This is a genomic window from Paenibacillus amylolyticus (assembly GCF_003719335.1).
Taxonomy (GTDB): Bacteria; Bacillota; Bacilli; order Paenibacillales; family Paenibacillaceae; genus Paenibacillus; species Paenibacillus amylolyticus_D.
On sequence record NZ_RIAS01000017.1, the window covers coordinates 53,916 to 77,116 of the forward strand.

Annotated in this window: 17 protein-coding genes and 1 pseudogene; 13 read left to right on the forward strand and 5 right to left on the reverse strand. The window is 43.3% G+C overall.

Going from position 1 to position 23,201, the window contains the following annotated elements; all coding sequences use genetic code 11:
* Positions 1-13: 13 nt before the first annotated feature.
* Both EC604_RS24135 and EC604_RS24140 read left to right on the forward strand, forming a co-directional pair.
* Positions 14-730, forward strand: coding sequence for a hypothetical protein (locus EC604_RS24135; RefSeq protein WP_123066579.1), 717 nt, complete (start codon positions 14-16; stop codon positions 728-730).
* A gap of 337 nt (positions 731-1,067) precedes the next feature.
* A complete protein-coding gene (locus EC604_RS24140) occupies positions 1,068-1,967 on the forward strand; it encodes a cation diffusion facilitator family transporter (protein ID WP_123066580.1) in 900 nt (299 codons plus the stop codon).
* Positions 1,968-2,110: 143 nt separating this feature from the next.
* Here the strand turns inward: EC604_RS24140 and EC604_RS24145 are convergent, their stop codons facing one another.
* The 3 genes from EC604_RS24145 to EC604_RS24155 form a co-directional block, all read right to left on the reverse strand.
* The gene (locus tag EC604_RS24145) at positions 2,111-2,581 is read right to left on the reverse strand and encodes a ferritin family protein (RefSeq protein WP_123066581.1); all 471 of its coding nucleotides are present in this window, start codon (positions 2,579-2,581) and stop codon (positions 2,111-2,113) included.
* Between the two features lie 105 nt (positions 2,582-2,686).
* A complete protein-coding gene (locus EC604_RS24150; RefSeq protein ID WP_123066582.1) occupies positions 2,687-3,157 on the reverse strand; it encodes a hypothetical protein in 471 nt (156 codons plus the stop codon).
* 72 nt (positions 3,158-3,229) lie between these two features.
* On the reverse strand, positions 3,230-3,415 hold the full coding sequence (locus tag EC604_RS24155; protein ID WP_123066583.1) for a hypothetical protein: 186 nt from the start codon (positions 3,413-3,415) through the stop codon (positions 3,230-3,232).
* 291 nt (positions 3,416-3,706) lie between these two features.
* On the opposite strand from EC604_RS24155, the gene EC604_RS24160 reads away from it, so the two are divergent.
* From EC604_RS24160 to map, 5 genes are all read left to right on the forward strand, one after another.
* Positions 3,707-5,605 carry a beta-glucoside-specific PTS transporter subunit IIABC gene (locus EC604_RS24160; protein ID WP_123066584.1) on the forward strand — a complete coding sequence of 633 codons (1,899 nt, stop codon included), beginning with the start codon at positions 3,707-3,709 and terminating at the stop codon, positions 5,603-5,605.
* Positions 5,606-5,647: 42 nt separating this feature from the next.
* Positions 5,648-6,487 carry a BglG family transcription antiterminator LicT gene (gene licT, locus EC604_RS24165; protein ID WP_123066585.1) on the forward strand — a complete coding sequence of 280 codons (840 nt, stop codon included), beginning with the start codon at positions 5,648-5,650 and terminating at the stop codon, positions 6,485-6,487.
* A gap of 15 nt (positions 6,488-6,502) precedes the next feature.
* Positions 6,503-7,957, forward strand: a complete 1,455-nt coding sequence (locus tag EC604_RS24170; protein ID WP_123066586.1) for a glycoside hydrolase family 1 protein — start codon at positions 6,503-6,505, stop codon at positions 7,955-7,957.
* A 253-nt stretch (positions 7,958-8,210) separates the two neighbouring features.
* Positions 8,211-10,214: a glycoside hydrolase family 16 protein gene (locus EC604_RS24175; RefSeq protein WP_430538879.1), complete on the forward strand. Its 2,004-nt coding sequence runs from the start codon at positions 8,211-8,213 to the stop codon at positions 10,212-10,214.
* A 286-nt stretch (positions 10,215-10,500) separates the two neighbouring features.
* Complete coding sequence (gene map / locus EC604_RS24180; RefSeq protein ID WP_123066588.1) at positions 10,501-11,241, forward strand: type I methionyl aminopeptidase; 741 nt, start codon at positions 10,501-10,503, stop codon at positions 11,239-11,241.
* 295 nt (positions 11,242-11,536) lie between these two features.
* Here map and EC604_RS30630 read toward each other — a convergent pair.
* A pseudogene (locus EC604_RS30630) lies at positions 11,537-11,842 on the reverse strand (FAD-dependent oxidoreductase); the annotation flags it as partial.
* 152 nt (positions 11,843-11,994) lie between these two features.
* Between EC604_RS30630 and EC604_RS24190 the strand changes: the two are divergent.
* Positions 11,995-13,359 carry an MFS transporter gene (locus tag EC604_RS24190; RefSeq protein ID WP_123066655.1) on the forward strand — a complete coding sequence of 455 codons (1,365 nt, stop codon included), beginning with the start codon at positions 11,995-11,997 and terminating at the stop codon, positions 13,357-13,359.
* Positions 13,360-13,422: 63 nt separating this feature from the next.
* Positions 13,423-14,625, forward strand: coding sequence for a macrolide family glycosyltransferase (locus EC604_RS24195; protein WP_123066590.1), 1,203 nt, complete (start codon positions 13,423-13,425; stop codon positions 14,623-14,625).
* A gap of 155 nt (positions 14,626-14,780) precedes the next feature.
* Here the strand turns inward: EC604_RS24195 and EC604_RS24200 are convergent, their stop codons facing one another.
* Positions 14,781-16,145, reverse strand: coding sequence for an alkaline phosphatase (locus EC604_RS24200; RefSeq protein WP_429350830.1), 1,365 nt, complete (start codon positions 16,143-16,145; stop codon positions 14,781-14,783).
* Between the two features lie 436 nt (positions 16,146-16,581).
* On the opposite strand from EC604_RS24200, the gene EC604_RS24205 reads away from it, so the two are divergent.
* From EC604_RS24205 to EC604_RS24220, 4 genes are all read left to right on the forward strand, one after another.
* Complete coding sequence (locus tag EC604_RS24205; RefSeq protein ID WP_123066591.1) at positions 16,582-17,880, forward strand: NCS2 family permease; 1,299 nt, start codon at positions 16,582-16,584, stop codon at positions 17,878-17,880.
* A 409-nt stretch (positions 17,881-18,289) separates the two neighbouring features.
* Positions 18,290-19,279 (forward strand): alpha/beta fold hydrolase, encoded by a 990-nt coding sequence (locus EC604_RS24210; protein WP_240037166.1) that lies wholly within the window; start codon positions 18,290-18,292, stop codon positions 19,277-19,279.
* Positions 19,280-19,607: 328 nt separating this feature from the next.
* Positions 19,608-21,986: a glycoside hydrolase family 95 protein gene (locus EC604_RS24215; protein ID WP_192895152.1), complete on the forward strand. Its 2,379-nt coding sequence runs from the start codon at positions 19,608-19,610 to the stop codon at positions 21,984-21,986.
* A 148-nt stretch (positions 21,987-22,134) separates the two neighbouring features.
* Positions 22,135-23,154 (forward strand): LacI family DNA-binding transcriptional regulator, encoded by a 1,020-nt coding sequence (locus EC604_RS24220; protein WP_123066593.1) that lies wholly within the window; start codon positions 22,135-22,137, stop codon positions 23,152-23,154.
* Positions 23,155-23,201 lie beyond the last annotated feature (47 nt).

Here is a 23,201-nt window from a genome sequence, read left to right on the forward strand (position 1 = left end):
TGGAGGGATTATGATGAAGTTTACAAAGAAAGCTACAGGTTTTATCCTACTGAGTATTGTACTAACGATGGCAATGACGGGCTGTCAGTCCAGCAATGCCAAGTCTCCAGAGTCTGCTCAGAACTCGGTTGAACCAGGTGCATCGAAGGAGCAGAACAAAGACGAGGGAGCAACAAATTCAAATGCCCCTGCTTCCGAAAAATCAGAGGGAGAAGATGGTGACGTCATTAAAGAAGGCTCAGTGCAGAAGGAAGGCAATGTGGTGCTGAAGGAGCTTGCTTTTGTCTATAACGAGCATACCATTGCGATTTCGGATACAGCGAATGAAGAGCAGATGGAACAGATGCTGGGCAAACCAGACAATTTCAAATCCCATACGTACACTGCAGGTGACGGAACCAATATGGATAATTTAATCGGATTTACGGAAAAAGTATACACGTACCCTGGTCTGGAGATTAAAACAATCAGTGTACCTGAAGGAAAACAAGACTCGATTTTTAATATCCAAATTACCGATCCCAAGTATACGACAGTTCGAAATATTAAAGCAGGGGACAGCTTGGACACACTAAAAAAAGCGTATCCTGAAGGGAAACTGTTAGGTAACGGGGCACCTGACGAGGAAGATGACTTCCGTTACGAGCCTTCCAACTATGTAGATGTCATGTCGTTCCATATCAAGGATTCCAAGGTTGAGAGCATTCAGATCTTCAGCCTGCTGGACTAAATGTACAATCGATTCACTTCTTTCATTCACAGAGCCGTTTGATAAGATTTACTTTTCGAACCTGCCCAAAAGTATGGGCAGGTTTTATGTCGTTATGAATTGATAAGAGATTGTAGCGTATGTAGTGTTTTTAGCGTTATATACCTCCAGATCTATCCATAAAAATTAGAGGGAGTACAAGTTTTCCTTACGCAACTTTTTTGGATTCCCATTAAACTCTTGCGGCACTCAGACTATGTTTGCTTACACTCAAAACGTTTCTCTAGACCCACACAAACGTTCAATGATACCATCATACAAGTGTTAAGAGAGTTGAAGACTGCAGGAGGAACGGAATGTGGATCAAGTAAGATATGATAACTTAAAACTCGGGGAACGTGGGGCGATCATCAGTATCATCGCTTATATATGTTTGACCGCAATAAAGCTGGTGATTGGTACAATTGCTGGCTCTGAAGCACTCAAAGCAGACGGCTTGAATAATGCAACGGATATTGTCGCATCCATCGCCGTACTGATTGGTTTAAGATTCGCCCAGCGTCCGGCTGATAAAGATCATACATATGGGCACTGGCGGGCAGAAACGGTGGCTTCTCTTGTCGCTTCGTTCATCATGATGGCTGTGGGACTGCAAGTATTGTTCGAAGCCTTTGGCTCTGTGTTTGAAGGTAAGCACGAATCTCCTGATCTCATTGCTGCGTATACAGGTATTTTCTGTGCGATTGTTATGGTTTTGGTCTATCGATACAATAAAAGACTGGCCACACGTATCAAAAGCCAGGCTGTTATGGCTGCCGCACGGGATAATATCTCCGATGCTTGGGTGAGTATTGGTGCCGTCGTCGGGATCGTGGGTTCTCAGTTCGGCCTTCCTTGGCTTGACCCTGTAACGGCGATTATCGTCGGTTTGCTGATCAGCAAAACGGCCTGGGATATTTTCAGAGAAGCTACGCACCATCTTACGGATGGATTTGACGTAGAGTTAATTCAAGAATACCGGGAGACTATTGCCGGAATTGATGGTGTAGAGACGGTTAAAGATGTTCGAGCACGTAATTACGGTAGCAACGCCGTGGTTGACGTGGTGATCACGGTTCGGGGAGATTTGGATCTGCAACAAGCACATGATATTTGTACCGATGTGGAAAACGAGCTTCTGGAAGAGCATGATGTGTATACGGTACACGTTCACGTTGAGCCGGAGCCAGAGCAGGAAACGGTCAAAGAATACATGTAATATTGTTCGAAATGTAAAAAGGGCAAGAAAACGCAAAAAACCAGTAAACGATAATGTTTACTGGTTTTTTGCTGTTGTTACCTACTTAAGCTTATTTCACATTTTAACATGCCAGCATTAACGCAAATGACCTAATCCACCAATCATTTAGGCATATTGTACATAATCAAATTATTGTACTTATCCGCATGTTTTTGTTCGTCCAGAATGATTCCCCATACCGTGTCTTTGTAGATGCCGTAGGGTAAACCAAACCATATTCTTCTGTACTTCTCCACAGCGGAAAGTTCACCCTGGAATGCCTTCTGCAATCCACCGAGATAGGAAGTGACGCTCTCGGGGGGTTCACTGCTTATACCCGTGATTTCCTGACCTGTGAGGTCCTTATACATCTCTCTGAACATCCGATTATGCCCACGCTCATCATCGCGAATGCTTGTAATGATTGCTGCTTGGTAGGTGTCTGGAGCCATGCGAATAAGAGCATCATAGAACAGTTCATCATTTCGTTCGCCTTGAACAGCGGATTGTATTAATCCGAGTGCTTCAACTGTTGATGTTGCCCATACGGGAGTAAACGGATTTCTGTAAAAATAAGGATAGGTTGCGTACATGCTAATCCCTCCATGCCCATGATGAAATAAGATATGCACATACGCCCAGTAACGTTAACCTTCTTTTCGTTAGGATTCCTCGATGACTTTCCTTACCCCAGCACTCTAACGATTGAAAAGTTTAACGATATCGTCTGGGAATATCATTTTTAAAAGCTTACTGTAGCCATGGGCAAGCACAAAAGGCAGGAAATAAGACCAGTACGTCCAGAACATATTCCATCCGTTAAAATAAACAACATGCCCCATCAACTTAGCACACCACTCAATCAGCGTCAGCACAAGTGCTGATATAAAGATGCTTGGCCACGGTCTGGCCTTTTTCACTAGAATCATGTACATCATGATACACCCCGTAATAGGATATATACCAAGATCCATCGGCAGGGCAGCATATGACTGGTTGTTTGTATTCGGCATAATATTCCAGAAATAATTAAATCCAACATTGTTAATGCAAGCCGATATTGCCACACCAAGTGGGAAGTATAACACGAGCAAGTAGTAATGACGCCTTAAAATCCATGCACCCAGTAGCAGGGGGACGAGCATACCCAAAACCCAGTTACCCAGCATATCATTTTCCTCCAAATCTAACTCTGATCTTCGACTCCGTCTCAGATTTAATACAGGTTTAACTGTGGCAATTTAATCTGTTTTTTTCTGTTCAAGGAGACGGTTGACTTGCTCCGCAATGGCATCTAGTTTTCGATCGTAGTGCTTGTAAGTGAACCAGCCTACAACGGCTTTAACTGCAAAGAAGAGAACTGCAGCGATAATCACCAAAATATAGTCATGGGCAATGTGTTTTAACCAATCATTGATGTGCTGCATTATTTACACCCCCGTCGCATACATATATCGTCTGGTTAAGATGCCCATTAAATCTTAAGGTAATTCATAAATGCTAATAAGATCCTTTGCGTATAAAGTGTTGCTTTTTGTCGAAATCCATGCTACATTATCGATGTAAACGTTTATATTTGCTTTAAACAACATCATATATGATTCAATTTGGCGTGTTACTGTTCGGCAGGCAAGGCTTAAATTGGGTGGTTTGTATATTTATTATACCCACCTAATTTAGGCCTTTTTTTATGCACAATTTCAGGGTGAGGTGTTTACATGAATTACAAAGAAACCGCTAAGGCTATCCTTAACAAAGTAGGCGGACAAGAAAATATCAATGATTTTCTCCATTGCTCTACCCGATTAAGGATGAATCTGAAAGATCCAAATCAAGCAAAAACCGAAGAAATTAAAGCCATGGATGGCATCATGGGAGCCGTATACAGCGGCGGACAATATCAAGTTATTATCGGGAATGATGTAAGCTATGTATATAATGAACTTAAACAAATGATCACTATAAACACAGATGAAAACCCGGAGCCAAACAAGAAAAGAGATATGAGTTTTAAAGGTTTGTTTGAGAGTTTTGCCGGATTGATCACGGGCATTTTCCAGCCGATCATTCCAGCAATCGCAGCGGCGGGTATGTTTAAAGCTTTGCTTTTATTGTGCACATCGCTTGGTATCCTATCTAAAGAAAGTCAGATTTACGCTTTATTGCTTAATATCGCTGATGCAGCGTTTTACTTCCTGCCTGTATTGCTGGCATACTCAAGTGCACAGAAATTCAAAACCAATCCATATATTGCGGCCACACTGGCGGGGGTTTTACTGCATCCTAAAATGATCACATTACTTGGAGGAGAAGTACCCGTACAAATCGCTGGTATTCCAGTACCTAATATCAGTTATGCGTCCAGCGTTTTACCCATTATTCTGACCGTATGGCTCATGTCATATGTTGAGAAATTTGCGGATAAGGTATCCCCTGGTCCAGTGAAAATCTTCCTAAAACCTTTGATTGTTCTTCTTGTCATGGCACCACTGGCTCTCACAATTCTGGGGCCAATCGGAAACTATCTGGGTGTAGGTCTGTCAGACGGTTTATTCTGGATTCAAGGTAAAATTGGTTGGTTAACCGTTGTGATTTTAGCCGTATTCCTTCCATTTATCGTCATGTTCGGAATGCACAAAGTGTTTTATCCCGTTATTTTCGCAGCCATGGTTTCACCAGGCTATGAAACATTGATCCATAGTGCGATGCTTTCTTCTAACATGGCACAAGGCGCTGGAGCACTGGCGGTCTGGTTCTTGGCAAAAGACAAGAAATTGAAGCAGGTTGCATTGCCAGCAGGTATATCTGGATTGTTCGGCATTACCGAACCAGCTCTGTACGGGGTACATTTACGTCTGAAACGCACGTTGGTCGCTTGTATGATTGGTGCAGGGTCAGCGGGACTCTTTGCCGGTATCGTCAACTTGAAAGCTTATGCAGCAGTAGGGCCGGGTCTTGCTTCTTTGCCGATGTTTATCGGGGCTGAAAATAACTTTACCTACGCGCTGATTACAGCAGCTATTTCAATCATCGTTACTCCAATTGCCGTTTATTTCATCGGCTTTAACGATCCTGGAGCAGATTCAGATGCACAAGCTTCATCAGGAAATTCTGCTCAGGGAGAAACAACGCCAGCAGCTCCGAAGAAAGAGAAATTGCAATCACGTTTGGTTGTCTTTTCTCCGATTGAAGGAGAGGCAATTCCGTTAAAAGCGGTAAACGATGAAGCGTTCTCCCAAGAAGCAATGGGGAAAGGCATGGCAATTAAACCTGTTAAGGGACAAGTTATGGCTCCATTTGATGGAACTGTGCAAACTGTGTTTCGCACCAAACACTCGATCGGTTTGAAATCAGTAGAAGGCATTGAACTTCTGATTCACGTCGGCATTGATACCGTCAAATTAAAAGGAAAGCATTTCAATGTTGTTGTTCAGGAGGGAGATATCGTGAAACACGGTCAACTTCTGATTGAGTTCGATATGGAGGCCATTGAAAAAGCAGGCTTTGACATAACAACACCCGTAATTGTAACCAATAGTGGTGATTATCTTGAAATCCTTGGATATGAGCAATCTGAAAAAATAGGACCCGAGACGCCACTTATAACCATTTTGTAATATTATGGGGTAAATTCACCCTGAACATAGAGGAGCATGGATATGAGAGTAGTTAAGGTTCTCAATACAAGTATTGTTTTGGCCAAGCGTAATGACAATAAAGAGGTTATTGCCATGGGCAAGGGAATTGGATTCAGAAGCAGACCCGGGGACATCATTAACGAAAATGAAATTGAAAAAGTATATGTCGTTGAGAATGAAGGAATGTCCTCGGATATGACTGCACTGATGAGAGAGACGCCGGAAGAGTATTTAATTTTGGCAGACGAAATCATATCCTATGCGAAACAAGTATTATCGCGTGATCTGAGTGAAAATCTCTATTTTTCGTTAACAGACCACCTCCATATGGCTGCCAAACGATTCAAATCGAATATTACGATACAAAATCGCATGTTATGGGAAGTGCAGAAGTTTTACCCGCAAGAATTCCTCATTGGGAAGCAGGCATTGAAGTTTATTAAAGATAAGCTTGGACTGGATCTGCCTGAAGAGGAGGCAGCTAACATCGCCTTCCATCTGGTCAACGCCCAGCAAACGGAACAAAACATGAGTCAGGTCATGATGATGACTACTACCGTTAAAGATATTCTTAACATTATTCGCATTCATTACGGAATTGAGCTGGACACATCAAGCATTAATTATTCACGCTTTTTGACTCATCTGCAGTTTTTTGTTCAGCGATTGTTAGAGAATACAATGCTCCAATCCAAGGATGATGAATTGCTCGAACGAATTTCGAGTAAATATCCAGAGGAAAGCAATTGTGTTTCCAAGATCAACAATTATATTGGCGCGAAATTTGAACGATTTATGTCCGACGAAGAAAGATTGTATCTCATTATTCACATTAGCCGTGTGATGGACAGAGCGCATTAACAGGAGGATTATGATATGACAACCACCAGAACATTTCCCGAAGGATTTTTATGGGGCGGAGCAATTGCAGCGAATCAGGCTGAAGGAGCCTGGAACGTGGCAGGAAAAGGAATTTCCACCGCCGATACGGCTATGAATAAGAAAAATATTAGTAAAAGTGATTATAAAAAACAAAACGCTGTAAGTTCAGAGCAGCTTGCGGCAGCGCTTGAGGATCAATCTACCGTGAATTATCCGAAACGAAGAGGAATCGATTTCTATCATCGGTATCCAGAGGATCTTGCATTAATGGGTGAGATGGGGATCAAAACGCTGCGAACTTCCATTGCGTGGACCCGGATTTTCCCGAATGGCAATGAAACTCAACCCAATGAAGAAGGACTACTCTTCTACGATCGTCTGTTAGACGAGATGATTAAAAATGGCATTGAACCTCTGGTTACCTTGTCTCACTATGAGATGCCGATGTATCTTGTCGATCATTATGGAGGATGGACCTCCAGAGAAGTGGTTGATATCTTTGTACGATTCACGACAACGGTGTTCAACCGATATAAAGATAAAGTTAAGTATTGGATCACTTTTAATGAAATTGATGGTATTGTTCGTCATCCATTCACTAACGGTGGCATTGTTCCGGATCGGTTCGAAAATGTTGAGCAGGCGGTATACCAAGCGCTTCATCATCAATTCATTGCGAGTGCTTATGCGGTAAAGCTATGCCATGAGATTATTCCAGATGCCCAAATTGGTTGTATGCTGACAAGCCTGTTGCACTATCCTCACACATGTAATCCGCTGGATGTGTTGGCTGCGCATAAAAATAACCAATTTAACCTGTTCTTTACCGATGTGCAGGTGCGGGGCACTTACCCAGGTTACATCGAGAGATATTTTAGAGAGCAGGGAATTACTATTGAAAAAGCTGAAGGCGACAGTGATTTGCTAAAAGAGTATACGGCTGACTTCATATCATTCAGTTACTACAACTCCTTTGTTGCAAGTGCAGATAGCGAAGGCCTGGAAACGGTTAGTGGCAATACGATGGGCGGCGTGAAGAACCCTTACCTTCCTGTCAGTGATTGGGGATGGCAGATCGATCCGATTGGTTTAAGACTTGCGCTTAACCATCTGTACAGCCGTTATCAGGTTCCTTTATTCATCGTGGAAAATGGACTGGGTGCTTACGATAACGTTGAAGAGGATGGTACAATCAGCGATCCTTACCGCATTGAATACCTGCGTTCTCACATCGAACAAATGCATGAGGCTCTGCTGGATGGTGTTGAAATCATGGGGTATACCGTCTGGGGAATCATCGACCTAATCAGCTATTCCTCTTCCGAAATGGAAAAACGCTACGGTCTAATCCACGTCGACCAGGATAATGACGGAAACGGCACGCTGGAGCGAAGACGGAAGGAAAGTTTCTTCTGGTACCAGAATCTGATTTCTAATAATGGACTGTAAACACATGCTAAAAAGTTAAAGTAAGAGATGATTTCTGTATTGTAAAGGAATCATCTCTTTTTATTCGTAGAATGAATTGGCAGGCTAAAACAAATTATAAATATATCTTTCAGCACATTCTTCTTTTCGGTAGAATAGAGTTATCCGATCTGTAATCTTTTTCCTTATTGATAACGGATTGGAAAAATGATTTGAAGGAGGAGAATGAATGAAATCGGCTGCTTGCAGGGAGAGGCGATTGGTGTACAGAAGGATGGGTGTGATGCTCGTATTCATCATGCTGGCCAGTATTTTACTTGGGCCCGGCTCAACGGCTCGGGCTGCCGGGAAGACGATTACGTCCATGGAGTACTTTTCATCTGCTGACGGACCTGTCATATCCAAATCCGGGGTTGGCAAGGCCAGTTTCGGGTTCGTGATGCCTAAGTTTAATGGGGGTTCTGCTGCATGGAGCGAAGTGAACGGGGATTTAGGTGTTAATGTCAAGGTAGGAAGCCAATGGGTGGATATTGATCAGGCGGAAGGCTTTACGTACAACCAAAACTGGGGACACTGGACTGACGCCGGCTTTCATGGATATTGGTTCACTCTCTCCTCAACAACCGATGTTCAATTGTATTCCAAAGCGAACGGAATAAAGCTTGATTATCGACTGGTTTTTCAAAACATTAACGAAACAACGATCACAGCAATGAGCCCTACACAGGGGCCTGACATCATTGCCAGCAGCACCGGAGGTGCCGGCTTTACTTATCCCACCTTTAACAATAATCCATCAGTCACTTATGAAGCCGTCGCTCTGGATCTCAAGGTGTATGTGAAACCAGTGCAGAGCAACACGTGGATTGATATTGACAATAACGCAGCCAGCGGCTGGATTTACGATCAGAACTTCGGCCAATTCACTGAGGGTGGAGGAGGATATTGGTTTAACGTAACCGAGTCTATTCATGTCAAGCTGCAGTCCAAAACATCGGCAGCGAATATTATTTACACCATTACATTCAATGAACCTGTGCGTAATTCATTCGTAGTTACTGCCTATGAAGGCACAACTTTCACAGCAGATGAAAGCGGTTCCATAGGTATTCCACTGCCCAAGATTGGCGGGAGCGCACCTATTGCGAAGGAATTACAAAATTTTGTATACCAAATCAATATCAATGGTCAATGGGTAGACTTAAGTAATAGTGGTCAAAGTAAATTTACGTATTCCGGCAATGGCTACAATCCGATTTCCGATGCCAATCAGTGGGGATACTGGGCCGATCATATCTATGGTCTATGGTTCAGACCTATTCAGGAAAATATGCAAATTCGAATCGGCTATCCGCTTAACGGACAGCTCGGTGGAAACGTGGGCGGCAACTATGTGAACTATACACTCATTGGCAACCCGGATGCCCCACGTCCCGATGGTTCGGACCAAGAAGACATCTCCATCGGTACACCGAACAATCCGGCAATTGAAGGCATGAATCTTATTTGGCAGGATGAGTTCAGTGGTTCTGCGCTGGATACAAGCAAATGGAATATAGAAACAGGGTATTATCTCAATGATGATCCGGGAACCTGGGGTTGGGGCAACGCGGAGATGCAGCACTACACTACCAGTCCGCAAAATATCTTTGTTCAGGATGGAAAATTAAATATTCGTGCAACACATAGTAACCAATCATTCCCTCAAGACCCGAATCGTTTTGCGAAATATGCCTCCGGTAAGGTGAATACCAAAGACAAGTTATCCTTGAAGTACGGGCGTGTCGATTTCCGTGCCAAACTGCCTACAGGGGATGGCGTCTGGCCTGCACTCTGGATGCTGCCGCAAGATTCGGTATATGGCACTTGGGCTGCATCAGGTGAAATTGACGTGATGGAGGCAAGAGGTCGTCTGCCTGGAACAACCAGCGGAACGATTCACTTTGGCGGGCAATGGCCTGCCAATCAGTATGCAGGTGGAGAGTATCACTTTCCCGCAGGACAAACTATTGCTAACGATTATCACGTATATTCTGTAGTTTGGGAACCGGACAACATCAAATGGTACGTGGACGGTAAATTCTTCTATAAAGTTACCAATCAGCAGTGGTCGTCTGCAACTGCACCGAACAACCCTAATGCTCCATTTGATGAACCGTTCTATTTAATCATGAACTTGGCCATAGGCGGTAATTTCGATGGTGGTCGCATTCCCAATGCTTCGGATATTCCTGCAACCATGCAGGTGGATTATGTTCGGGTATATAAACAGCAATAATGGTTTTAATGTAGTTCACTTGAGTTAATTTAGCGAGAGCGAAATCCATCATGCAGCATGATCATTAACGTTATTTGCCATTTACCAGGGGTGAACTTCGGTTCACCTCTTTTTTGCACACGTAAGAGAGGTAAGGGCAGCACGTAATCAAAGACGTAGATGTCAAATTTTTGAGTTTTTCCTTTGTGCGAGTACATCAAATCCTAAAAATGTTGCAAACAGCGGTGATTTATGATGCAATCAAAGTGAACCACGTTAATAATGATGAGAATAGTGAGGTACCGTTATGATTGCAAAAACAGAAGAGGATTTTAATGGTTTAAAAGAAATTGGTAAAATTGTTGCTTCCATTAGAGATACGTTGGTTGAGCGGACCGCCCCCGGTGTAACAACAAAAGAACTGGATGATTTGGCTGGAGCGCTTTTTGAAAAAGAAGGCGCCATTTCCGCTCCCAAAAGTGAATATGACTTTCCTGGTTATACATGCATTAGTGTCAATGAAGAAGTCGCACACGGAATTCCAGGGGATCGGGTAATCCAAGAAGGCGATATCGTCAACATTGATGTTTCCGGCTCCAAAAACGAATATTTCGCAGATACTGGCATCTCGTTTGTGGTTGGCCAGGGAGATGAAGTGTTAACGAAAATCTGTGAGGTAGCCAAACTCGCTTTTGAAGCAGGTCTGAAAAAAGCGAATCCTGGTTCCAAAAAGAGCGGGATTGGCAAAGCCGTTTTCCTGACCGCACGCCAGCACGGGCTAACCGTTATACGAAACCTGACTGGACATGGAGTGGGCCGGGCTATTCATGAAGCGCCGGATCATATCTATAATTACAATGACACGTCAGATGATGAGTTGTTAAAAGAAGGTATGGTTATTGCCTTTGAACCCTTTATTTCTACATCTGAAGAAGAAGTGTATCAAAAAGGGGATGGATGGACGTTTGCTACGAAAAATAGTTATGTAGCTCAGATTGAACATACGATCATTCTGTCCAAAAAAGGGCCAATCATTATTACCCTGTAACTACAGAGGGCAATAAAATGTTTTGTGAGATCATAGTTAAAAGCCGATTCCAGAAGTAGATGTGGAATCGGCTTTTAGCGTTATAGTAAACCATAAGCAAAAATCTGAAATTGAGCAGTGTGCGTACATTATTTTGCCTAACCGCCCGTTTCCATGGCACGTGAAACGAATTAGAGTGTTTTTTTTCAACGAGTGGTCTGTTCTGCAAATAAAGATCCGAATCGGGGCTAGAGCCATGCATAATTTTGTGCGTTACAATTTTCGCCAACACACCGTAGATTCGCACACCTTCTGATTTAGAAAAGGGCTCAATATGATTGATCGATTGTTCACACAATTTCAGTTGACGGGCGGCTGCTTCTTCACCGAACGTATTTTTCAAAGAAATAAAGCTTTCTTCCCCCGTATATTGAATCAACGCAGTATTGGTGCTTGTGCTGCCTTCTCCAACCTTCCGCTTGTCCACGACAACGACTGATAATCCTTGATCACATAGAAAATGAGCACACTGTGCACCTGAACTGCCCGCACCGATGATGAGAATATCACAAGTAACGTTAATATCAGCGAGATCAACAAAGAAGAACCACTTAATAAACATTTTTGTTTACAAAGTGGTTTACTTATCCTATATTAAAGATACATCTGCAGGTGTATTTTACTAATATTTCAATATATATGGAGGTGTCCGTGACAAACGAGAAGCCCATCGGCATCTTTAATCGACGTTACAGCGCAATGACCATTGGCATTATGTTGGTATTAACCACTTCGGCATTCGAAGGGCTAGCGATTACTACCATTGCAGCCAAAATAGCTAAAGACATGCAGGGAATTCATTTATATGGCTGGATTTTTAGCGCGTTTTTGTTATGTCAGCTTGTAGGAACCCTGGTGATGGGCCAGCAAGTGGACAGGCGAGGTGTGTTCAATTCCATTCTTATATCTTTTGCTGTTTTTGTAATTGGAACAATCATTGCTGCGACATCCATGAACATGTACATGCTCATTGGAGGAAGAGCCTTTCAAGGATTTGGAGCTGGCGCTTTAATTACATGTGTCTATGTGTGTGTAACATTATACTACCCGGATACGCTCCGAACTCAGATTTTAGCCGCTTTTTCAATGGCGTTTGTTCTTCCTTCGTTAATCGGGCCTTATTTTGCTGGACTTCTTGCTTCTTATCTGTCTTGGCGGTTTGTTTTCTGGATCGTTATTCCTTTGATTGCACTTGCTCTTCTGCTCACATATCGCTCATTTCGTGATCTGCAGCGCAATCAGCACATTATAGAAGAAGCACGAGGAGTTGACTCAAGAACAGGTCAGGCCATTTTATTAGCTATTGGAACGGGATTGCTACTGACAGGTCTTGGCATGATTACAAGTTGGCAGGGCATAGCTCTTTCAATTAGTGGATTCATAATCATGATACCGTTCATGCACAAATTACTGCCTCAAGGAACATTTCTAATCCAATCCGGTTTACCGGCAACCTTGGTAACAAGAGGATTGTATGTGGCTTGTTATTTTGCAACGGAGAGTTTTGTTATTTTGGGTTTGACTGAGATGAAGGGGGTATCGGCAGAAACTGCCGGCTTACTTGTCGCAGCAGGCTCATTAAGCTGGTCTGGAGCGGCATGGTTGCAAGCCCGATTGGATGTAAAAGACCAAGGTGATGGACGGAAGCAGCGAGTGATGTATGGAATTGGCATTATGATCATCGGAGTTATGCTCGTGATGCTGGCTTTATTTTTGACGGATACCGGGATCCCGCTCATTCTCCTCTCACAGATTATTATTGGTTTTGGTGTGGGTCTGGCTAACCCGACTACCGCAGTCCTTGCTTTACAGTATGCTGAGCTTGGAAAGGAAGGAAAGATGTCAGCCAACCTTCAGTTTGTCGATTCTTTTTATGTGGCTGTAAGCATTGGTGTAAGCGGTTCATTAGTTGCTTTAGCCAAAACGATGGGATGGGGCATATCAACAGGGATTCTGATGGTGCTGACGCTTCAACTTCTATTGGTTATACTGAGCTTTTTCTCATCGTTGCGAATTACAGCCCATACATCTAAATCACATCAGCCCACTGGGCAAAAAATAGATACACTTCCGATGTAAACAAACAACCGGTCAGACCAGATACAGATCGGAGGCACATATTACATTCAGGAGGTGCGCACGATGGCGCGTGTATTGGTTGTCATTACTCCGGCTGAAGGCCATGTGAACCCATCCCTTGGGTTAATTACGGAGCTAGTCAAACTTGGAGAAGATGTTGTTTATGTTTGTGTTGAGGAATATCGTTCTCGGATTGAGCAAACGGGGGCTAAGGTCATGACCTATCCTTTTGCGGAGGATGCTTTCTCACATGAGCCTACACTCAAGCCTTTGGCATATCGGCATCCCTACCAATTCATACACATGGTTACTTGCGGTATCATTCCCAAAATGATTCCTGAGGTGCTTCGTTTGATACAGCATGAAACGTTTGACTATCTGATCTATGATTCACTGATGGGGTGGGGAGGTCAAATCCTCGCTGAGAAATTAGGGATTCCATCTGTATGTACGATAGCTTCTTTTGCTTCCGTTGAGCCAGCACGCGTAGAGAATGGGGAGGATATCGATACACAGGAACTATATGAAGCGATTATGAACATGGCAAAAGAAATAGCAACAACGTATAAGGTCAGCCTTCCTGCTGTGGAGGAGATGATGGAACATAAAGCTCAATTAAATATTGTTTACACCAGCCGTTATTTTCAGCCACGGGCAGAAGAATTGCATGATCGTTTTCTATTCACGGGTTCATCGATTATTCCGCGGGAAGATGCCCCCGAATTCCCATTTCATCTTCTTCGTGAACGACATACGAAGACGGTATACATTTCAATGGGAACCATACTGAATAAAAACCTGGAGTTTTACAAACTGTGTTTTGATGCATTAAAAGATCACTCAGTAAATGTTGTTTTATCTTCGGGGAAATATACCGATATTACATCCATTGAAGAAATGATTCCCGATAACTTTATCGTGAAGCCTTATGTTGCTCAGATTGAAATATTGCAGCATGTAGACGTTTTTGTTACCCATGCAGGCATGAATAGTGTAAGCGAGGCGTTATATTTCGATGTTCCACTTGTCATGATTCCCATGACATCAGATCAACCATTTGTTGCGGGTCGCGTAAAAGAACTTGGAGCCGGGCTGGTATTAGATCAACATCACCTGAACGCAATCCAATTAGAGGAGGCGATTATGGAAGTACTTCACAATCCCATCTATAAAGAGCAGGCACATCTCATCGGCAAATCTTTGAAAGAAGCTGGGGGCTGCACCCTTGCGGCGACGGCCATAATGCAACAATTTACCAAGGTATAACTGCACTCCACCTCTTATTCTCATCATATAACAGGGAATATACTTATTGTTAATACAACAACCCCCTCACTTCATTTCTTTCGAAAGAAGAGAGGGGGCACTTAGAAAAGCGATATACGTTTACACATTAGACATTAGCCTGAATGCAGGATCGTTTACTTCCCTTTTTTCAAAATATCAAAAATAACTTTGGCATTGTCTGTGTTATCAATTAATCCAGAGAATCGCTGACTTCCTGGGCCATAGGCATACACCGGTACATCTTCACCTGTGTGACCACCTGTTGTCCAACCTGTGAACGAGCGGTTATCTATAATAGCTTCAATTGCGTTATCAATTTTGGTAACGTCCGCACTTTGTGCAGCATCTTTCACGGATTGAATTTCCTCAGCTGTCAGCTCAAGTTCAAGATATTTTTTCAATGTCTCATCAACGGAAGCCCCTTTGGCAATTTGAGCAGCCATGAAGTCAGGAGTACGAAGTGCAGCTTTAATTGGGTCTACGAAGAAATTGTATTCTCCATCTTTACCAAGAGTAAGGCCGCCTGTGGAGTGGTCAGCAGTTGCTACGACAAGGGTTTGTCCGTCTTTTTTAGCGAAATCAATCGCAGCTTTAAAGGCAGCAGCAAAATCGTCCATCTCACTCATGGCACCCACAATATCATTATCGTGTCCTGCCCAGTCAATCTGACTTCCTTCAACCATGAGGAAAAATCCTTTTTTGTTCGTTTTAAGGCGATCGATAGCCGAATTCGTCATCTCAGCCAGCGAAGGCGTTGTAGTTGTGCGATCAATAAACTTGTCCAGACCACCGTCTGCAAACAATCCAAGTACTTGTTTATTTTTGTTTTCAAGCAAAGATGCACGGTCTGTTACATAACTATAACCTGCTTTTTGAAACTCTTTCGTAAGGTCACGGTCTTTACGTACAAAATTGGTTTTGCCTCCTCCGAGCAGTACATCCACTTTGTGTTTGCCGTTAATTAACTCATCGTAGTAGTCGTTCGCAATGGCATCCATGTTTTTGCGGCTGATATCATGGGCTCCAAATGCCGCTGGAGTAGCATGGGTAATCTCAGAAGTCGCGACCAAACCTGTGGATTTACCAATTTGTTTGGCTTGTTCCAAAACGGTTTTGACATTCTTTTGATTCGTGTCCACTGCAATGGCTGCGTTATACGTTTTCACACCTGACGACATTGCGGTTGCTGCAGAAGCGGAATCTGTAACGTTTTGTTTGTCATCGTCGGGATAGGTCATTTGAGCACCTACCAGATAAGGATCAAACACCGTTTTTTCCATCACCTTCGTTTTAGGATTATCATTCATGTAACGATAAGCGGATGTATACGACGTTCCCATGCCGTCTCCGATAAGGAAGATGATATTTTTGATTGGTTTTTTCTCTGTTCCTGCGGCTTTAGCCATACTTGCTTGTCCAGGGGAAAGAAGAGTGGAAGCTGATACAGCCAAGGTTAGTGCTAATGCAGGCAATGCTTTTTTAGACAATTTCACAATGATTCCTCCTCGATATCTCTTTAACATGAATGCATGAAGCTTTGTTCATTTGTTCATCCTTAAGAAGATTATCATTCAATTGTAAATGAAATCCATCACAATTGTTTGCTGGGTGTAAAATAAACAAATCAACCGAAATAAAAGCCTTAAAGCTTAAAAAACGAATGAAATACATTTGATCAATCAAAATAGTTCGTAAATAATGTGAACAAAGCTCAAATTTGATTGACATCTTGTGTTATTTTTAATAAAATTCGAAATGCACCTCAGCTTAAAAACAAAATCCTTATCTTTATCTTCACATTCGGAGCTGTTCAGATCCTGATGACGAATATAGGAGCGTGAGAATTCCAATCCTATAGGAAATTAGGATTTTTTTGTTTTTAACTGTGCTGGAGGATCTAAGAAGACAAAATGAAAGTTGGAGGCTGGCTTGACGATGGACAACTGGTTCAAACTGAAAGAAAGAGGCACCACCGTTTCAACCGAAATTATTGCTGGTATTACTACATTTTTCACGATGGTATACATAGTGATTGTGAATCCCGGAATTCTGAGCGACACAGGAATGAGCTTTAACGGGGTATTCATTGCTACGATTCTGGCGAGTATTGTGGCAACGCTGATTATGGGACTGTGGTCCAATTATCCGATTGTTATCGCACCAGGTATGGGATTAAATGCGTTTTTCGCGTTTAGTGTGGTAAAGGGATATGGCGTAACTTGGCAGACAGCACTTGGTGCTGTATTCATTGCAGGTGTTCTGTTTATTATCTTATCGCTTACTTCGTTTCGTTACATGCTTCTGGATGCCATTCCAGCCAGCCTCAAACACGCTATTACAGCAGGAATCGGATTATTTATTACAACCGTAGGGCTACAGAATGCAGGCATTATTGCCAATTCTGAATCTAACTTGATTACACTCGGAAACCTGGCACAACCAATGACCTACCTAACGATTATTGGTCTGATCATCACTGTTACGTTGATGGCTTACAATGTGAAAGGTTACCTGTTTATCGGTATGGTCATTACAGCGATCATTGCCTGGTTCATGGGACTCTTCCAGATGCCTGCATCCATTGTAGCCATGCCGTCAGGGCTCGGCGAAACAGCATTCCAGATGGATTTGGCAGGTGTCTTCTCCAATGGAATATACACGATTATTTTCACCTTCCTGTTAATCACCTTGTTTGATACGACGGGTACGATGCTTGGTGTGGCGGAACAAGCCGGATTACTGAAAGACGGCAAATTCCCGCGCTCCCGTGGTGCATTGCTCGCTGATGCTGTCGGTACAACGACGGGTGCCATGCTCGGAACAAGCCCGACGTCGGCTTATATTGAGTCCAGCACGGGTGTAGCCGCAGGGGGCAGAACAGGACTGACTGCGGTGACAGTAAGTATTTTGCTCGCCGTAACCTTGTTCTTTAGTCCAATTGTTAGTGTCATTTCAAGTATCCCGGCGATCACCTCCCCGGCGCTGATTATTGTAGGTTTCTTTATGATCAGTGTTATTAGCAAAATGAACTGGAGTGATCTGGAAGAGGCATTCCCGGCGTTCCTCATCATTATCCTCATGCCGCTGACGCACAGTATTGCAACAGGAATTGGGATTGGTTTTATTTTCTACCCTGTGCTGAAACTGCTACGTGGTAAAGGTAAAGATGTTCATCCGATTTTTTATATTTTTGCAATCCTGTTTTTCATTCAACTCGTATTCCTCGACCACTAAAACGGCCTTAAACATGGCAAAGAGAGCTGCGTTTATATAAGCGGCTCTCTTTTTTTCATGTATACTGCTTAAAAACGATATAAAATGAATGATTTATTTACACAAAAACGGAGAGGACAGAAAAAACCTGGAAAAGTGGAGCTAAAAGCTTTCTGAAGGAAAGCTACTTCGGAAGCATAAGCTTAGCCTTTATCACCGGATTTATCCCTTTCAAAAAGGGAATCCAAAAAATTTGGGGATAACAGCGATTGAAAGGTTATTCTGTCATCGGAGTGCTCGTGTAAAGTAATTCAACTTATATATGCCAGTTCATATTCCGTTCATATTGGCGTCACGCTGGCAACATCTTGTCTCATTATACTGTAAATAAGTCACCAAGACAGTTACACAGACTTAAGGACGGGAGAAGATGAGAGTGGAAGGAATCGTAGAAATGAAGCAAACAGAGAAGAAGCGCGGCAAGAAACGCAAGTTGTTTTTAAAAATAATCGGGGGAATCATCGCAGCGCTCGTATTATTCATGGGCATCGTATTTGTAATAAATCTGATTAGCAATGGGCTGGAAAAGAAAAAAATTGAATCCTATGGACAGTATGTGCAAGTGGATGGCAAAAACATGAATGTCTCCATTCAAGGTAACGGAGAACAGACCATCGTGCTGCTTCCGGGACAAGGAACGCCATCTCCGGTGTTGGATTTTAAACTATTAATTGATCAATTAACTTCGGATTATAAAGTGGTAACGATTGAACCATTTGGCTATGGATTAAGTGATCGTACTGACAAAGAACGTACCTCTGAAAATATTGTCAGTGAAATTCATGCCGCTGTCGAGCAGCTTGGTCTGAAGCGTTATATTCTCATGGGGCATTCCATTACAGGACTATACGGCGTGTCTTATGTGAAAAATTACCCTGACGAAGTGATGGCCTTTATCGGTATAGACAGCAGTGTTCCTAATCAGCCTGGCATGGATGTTAAACTACCTCTGAAATCGATGCAGTTCCTTCAAACATCAGGGCTGATGCGATTGCTGAAGAATGTGAGTGCAGATCCTTACAAATCTATGGACTACGATGAGCATACCATAGAGCAGATGAACCTAATCTCCAACCAAGTTTCGAGCAATCCGACCCTTATGAATGAGTTGAAGCATCTGGGTTCCAATTTCAAAAATGCAGAGAATCTTACCTATCCTCGCAATTTACCAGTACTGCTCTTTGTTCAGTCCAATAATACAGCGAATCCAAGTTGGATACCGCTGCATGAGGAGCAAATCAAACAATCCGATCAGGGCAAAATGATCCCGATGGAAGGCTCACACTATCTGCATCATACAAAGTACAAAGAGATTGCAGCAGAATTCAAAGCTTATATGAAGAGTGTTCAATTCCAATAAATTAAATCAAATATAGCAACGGAAGTACGTATACTCTCCACACTTTATTTAAAGAGCGGTGCCAAACCTGGTGCCGCTTTTTGCTTACCACGCATTTTGCATCTTTTGTACAAGTGAATCTGACAATTGTTATGTTGGAACGTCATGATAAAATCCCTTCCTCATATCAAATGGGATTTTAAGGTTTATTTGTCACTAGTTCAAGCTTTTCCACATCATTTTTATTAAATATATATCTTCCCTTTGTATTGAAAGTTATAATGATTCCTGAGCAAGCAAAAATTAGAGTTTGTCCAAAAATCAAGTGCATTCGGAGGTAACGATCAGCATGAATATTCAGTTTGGCACTCCAGCCACCTATTGGGTTGAAGCACTGCCTATCGGTAATGGCAAGTTGGGCGGAATGGTCTTTGGCGGTATCGAAAAAGAACGCATTGCATTGAACGAAGACACGTTGTGGTCAGGCTATGCACAGGATTGGAATAATCCGGAGGCTCGTGAAGTATTGCCTCAGATTAGGGATTTAATTGCTCGTAAACAGTATGTGGAAGCAGATCAACTTAGCAAAAAAATGATGGGACCTTTTACACAATCGTACCTGCCATTTGGTGATTTGGAACTTGTGATGGAACATGGGCAATTATGTGAACGTAAAACCTATCAGCGCAAGCTGGATTTATCTACAGGTGTTGTAAGCGTTTCCTATGAAATTGGTGGAGTACGATATGACAGGGAGGTATTTGCTTCCCATCCCGATCAGGGTATCGTCATTCGTTTAACCGCAAGCAAAGAAGGAAGACTTAACTTCCATACCAGACTGAGCAGTCCGCTCAGACACGAAACTTCTGCTGCGAACGCTCAATATGAGCTGTCCGGAACAGCTCCTGAGTATGTGTCACCGAACTATCACGATGTTGAAGTGCCTGTTCGTTACGGAGATGCGGCATCTAGTCGTGCGATGACTTTCCATGGCAGACTTGCGGTATCTCATACTGGAGGTACACTGAATTCAAGCGGTGGCGGACTGCAAATTGTTGGTGCAACGGAAGCGGTCATTTACTTTACAGGGGCTACGAGTTATGCTCCTACAGGTCAAACCGATGACAGCGTTACTTCCCCGAAAGAGAAGACTGCGGACGTTATTAGGCAGATTATGACTCGTGATTACACGGAATTGCGTCAACGTCATGTACAGGACCATCAAGCGCTGTTTAATCGTGTGCAATTACACTTGGGTGAAAGCGTTGCTCCGCAGGACATGCCTACAGATGAGCGCATTGAGAAATACGGCAGCAGTGATCCAGGGTTAGTCGAGTTGTTGTTCAACTATGGCCGTTATTTGATGATCGCCAGCTCCAGACCGGGAACGTTACCAGCCAACCTGCAGGGAATTTGGAATCAGGAAACACGTGCGCCGTGGAGCAGCAACTATACATTGAATATTAATGCAGAGATGAACTATTGGCCTGCAGAGACGTGTAACATGGCTGAACTGCATGAACCGTTACTTGATTTTATTGGAAAACTTGCGGAAAACGGACGGAAAACAGCTGAAATAAACTATGGTGCTCGAGGCTGGGTAGCCCATCACAATGCAGACATCTGGGGACAAACGGCTCCTGTTGGAGATTATGGTGCCGGTGATCCGTCATGGGCTTTGTGGATGATGGGCGGTGTATGGCTGACGCAGCATCTGTGGGAGCATTATGCTTTCTCAGAAGATAAAGTGTATTTGCAGGAAACCGGTTACCCGTTGATGAAGGATGCCGCTTTGTTCTGTTTGGATTGGCTTATTGAGAATAAAGAAGGTCATTTGATCACATCACCATCAACGTCACCAGAAATGAAATTTGTCGTTAACGGAGAGCATGTTGCTGTTAGTGAAGCAACCACAATGGACATTTCCCTCATTGCCGAGTTGTTTGATAACTGCATTAAAGCAGCTGAAGTGCTACAAACAGATGAGGAATTTGTGGATCTCCTGCGAGCGAAGAAAGAACAACTTCTGCCCTTGCAGATTGACGCAAAAGGTCGCCTTCAGGAATGGAGCGAGGATTTCACGGAAGAAGATCCGCAGCACCGTCACGTATCCCACTTGGTAGGTGTATTCCCGGGACGACTGATTACAAAGAAAAAATCTCCTGAACTGATGCAGGCTGCACGTACTTCACTTGAGATTCGTGGTGACGGTGGCACAGGCTGGAGTCTTGGCTGGAAAATCGGTTTATGGGCTCGCTTTGGAGAGGGCAACCGTGCTGAACAGCTTATCTCCAATCTGTTAACTTTGGTAAAAGCGTATGAGCCAAGTAAACATGAGACTGGCGGAGTGTACGCCAACTTGTTTGATGCTCATCCACCATTCCAGATCGATGGAAACTTTGCGGCAACCGCAGGTATTGCCGAGATGCTGTTGCAATCTCATCAGGGATATCTCGATTTCCTGCCAGCCTTGCCTGAACGCTGGTCTACAGGTTCGGTTAAAGGGTTGAGAGCAAGAGGCGGGTTTGAGGTTAGCCTAAGTTGGGAGAACGGTAAGCTGCTTGAAGCAGAAATCCTCTCGCATACAGGCAATACATGTTATTTGCAGTCTGTACCTGGTCTGAATGTTCGCCAAGGGGATACCGTTGTGCAAACCACCCCGGAAAAAGACGATCAAGTTAGCCTGCCAACGCAAAAAGGACAAACATATACCATCCGATTTGAATAATATTCATCAAAAGGTTCACCTGCCGCTGATCTTCAAGGATCAGCGGTTTTTGTTTATCATAAACGGAATAGTTAAGTGTTGTAATGAAAACGGTTTTATGCTATTTTGAATGTATAAAAACGTTTTAATAGCAAAGGAACCTGAATGTATGGGAAAAATCACAATTAAAGATGTTGCAAGAGAAGCCGGTGTCTCGATCTCTACGGTTTCGAATGCCTTAAATGGTGTGGATGTACTGAATCCGGAAACGAAGTCCCACGTGCTCAAAGTGGCAGAACGTTTAAACTACATCCCTAATCTCAATGGCAAACTGTTGAAATCAGGCCAGACCAAAATGCTTGGTTTCTTCACAACAAGTGTGTCGGGGCCGTATTTTTACAAGTTAGTCGAGGCCATGTCGCGTGAGTGTGACCGTCTCGGTTACGGACTCAATGTGTTTGTAACCAAAGATAAACATGTGATTATGAGCAATATTCTTGGCAGGCGGGTAGATGGTGTAATCATCTATGAAGAGCTGCGAATTGATGAGCAGGATATTTTGTCGATGGAAAAAGACAAGATTAAAGCTGTTTTCCTGGATCGTGTGTACGAGAGCGAACGAATGGGAAGTGTCATCTTTGACTCTTACGTAGCCAGCTATGAAGCGACCAAATATCTGATCGGGCTTGGTCATCAGAAAATTGCTTATATCTCTGGCGTAGATGAGATGTTTGACAGTGTACAGCGTCGAGAGGGGTATCTGGCGGCCCTTCGAGAATACGAGTTCCCCGTCGATGCAGACTACATCATTCAGGGGTATTTTGAAGAAGAGGCCACTTACAGTGCCATCAAATCCTTCATTCATAAGCATCCAGGCAAGTTACCAGATGCCTTTCTCGCCGGCAATGACCTGAGTGCGATCGGATGCATACAGGCATTGAAATCTCATGGTTATGAGGTTCCGAGTGACATCAGCGTAGTCGGATTCGATGATATTGATATCGCTCCGTACTATTCTCCACCGCTAACGACCGTTCGGAATCAAATTGCAAGACAAGGCATTCTAGCTGTCACACAATTGGTCGATATGATCAAGGGACAGGAAGAAGGCGTAGCGCAAAAGCTGTCTGGAGAACTTATCGTAAGAGGTTCAAGCCATGTGAGAATCAACCGGAGAGATGGCCGCTAATAAAGGGAGAGAGACTCTTCGGGTCCATTTTCATTCATATTACAGGG

What these genes read in the sequence shown, in the direction of transcription:
- EC604_RS24175 (WP_430538879.1), top strand. Translation starts at nt 8,211, where the DNA reads ATGGGTGTGATGCTCGTATTCATCATGCTGGCCAGTATTTTACTTGGG.
- licT (WP_123066585.1), top strand. Translation starts at nt 5,648, where the DNA reads ATGAGAGTAGTTAAGGTTCTCAATACAAGTATTGTTTTGGCCAAGCGT.
- EC604_RS24215 (WP_192895152.1), top strand. Translation starts at nt 19,608, where the DNA reads ATGAATATTCAGTTTGGCACTCCAGCCACCTATTGGGTTGAAGCACTG.
- EC604_RS24145 (WP_123066581.1), bottom strand. Translation starts at nt 2,581, where the DNA reads ATGTACGCAACCTATCCTTATTTTTACAGAAATCCGTTTACTCCCGTA.
- EC604_RS24190 (WP_123066655.1), top strand. Translation starts at nt 11,995, where the DNA reads ATGTTGGTATTAACCACTTCGGCATTCGAAGGGCTAGCGATTACTACC.
- EC604_RS24150 (WP_123066582.1), bottom strand. Translation starts at nt 3,157, where the DNA reads ATGCTGGGTAACTGGGTTTTGGGTATGCTCGTCCCCCTGCTACTGGGT.
- EC604_RS24195 (WP_123066590.1), top strand. Translation starts at nt 13,423, where the DNA reads ATGGCGCGTGTATTGGTTGTCATTACTCCGGCTGAAGGCCATGTGAAC.
- EC604_RS24135 (WP_123066579.1), top strand. Translation starts at nt 14, where the DNA reads ATGAAGTTTACAAAGAAAGCTACAGGTTTTATCCTACTGAGTATTGTA.
- EC604_RS24170 (WP_123066586.1), top strand. Translation starts at nt 6,503, where the DNA reads ATGACAACCACCAGAACATTTCCCGAAGGATTTTTATGGGGCGGAGCA.
- map (WP_123066588.1), top strand. Translation starts at nt 10,501, where the DNA reads ATGATTGCAAAAACAGAAGAGGATTTTAATGGTTTAAAAGAAATTGGT.
- EC604_RS24210 (WP_240037166.1), top strand. Translation starts at nt 18,290, where the DNA reads ATGAGAGTGGAAGGAATCGTAGAAATGAAGCAAACAGAGAAGAAGCGC.
- EC604_RS24220 (WP_123066593.1), top strand. Translation starts at nt 22,135, where the DNA reads ATGGGAAAAATCACAATTAAAGATGTTGCAAGAGAAGCCGGTGTCTCG.
- EC604_RS24160 (WP_123066584.1), top strand. Translation starts at nt 3,707, where the DNA reads ATGAATTACAAAGAAACCGCTAAGGCTATCCTTAACAAAGTAGGCGGA.
- EC604_RS24205 (WP_123066591.1), top strand. Translation starts at nt 16,582, where the DNA reads ATGGACAACTGGTTCAAACTGAAAGAAAGAGGCACCACCGTTTCAACC.
- EC604_RS24155 (WP_123066583.1), bottom strand. Translation starts at nt 3,415, where the DNA reads ATGCAGCACATCAATGATTGGTTAAAACACATTGCCCATGACTATATT.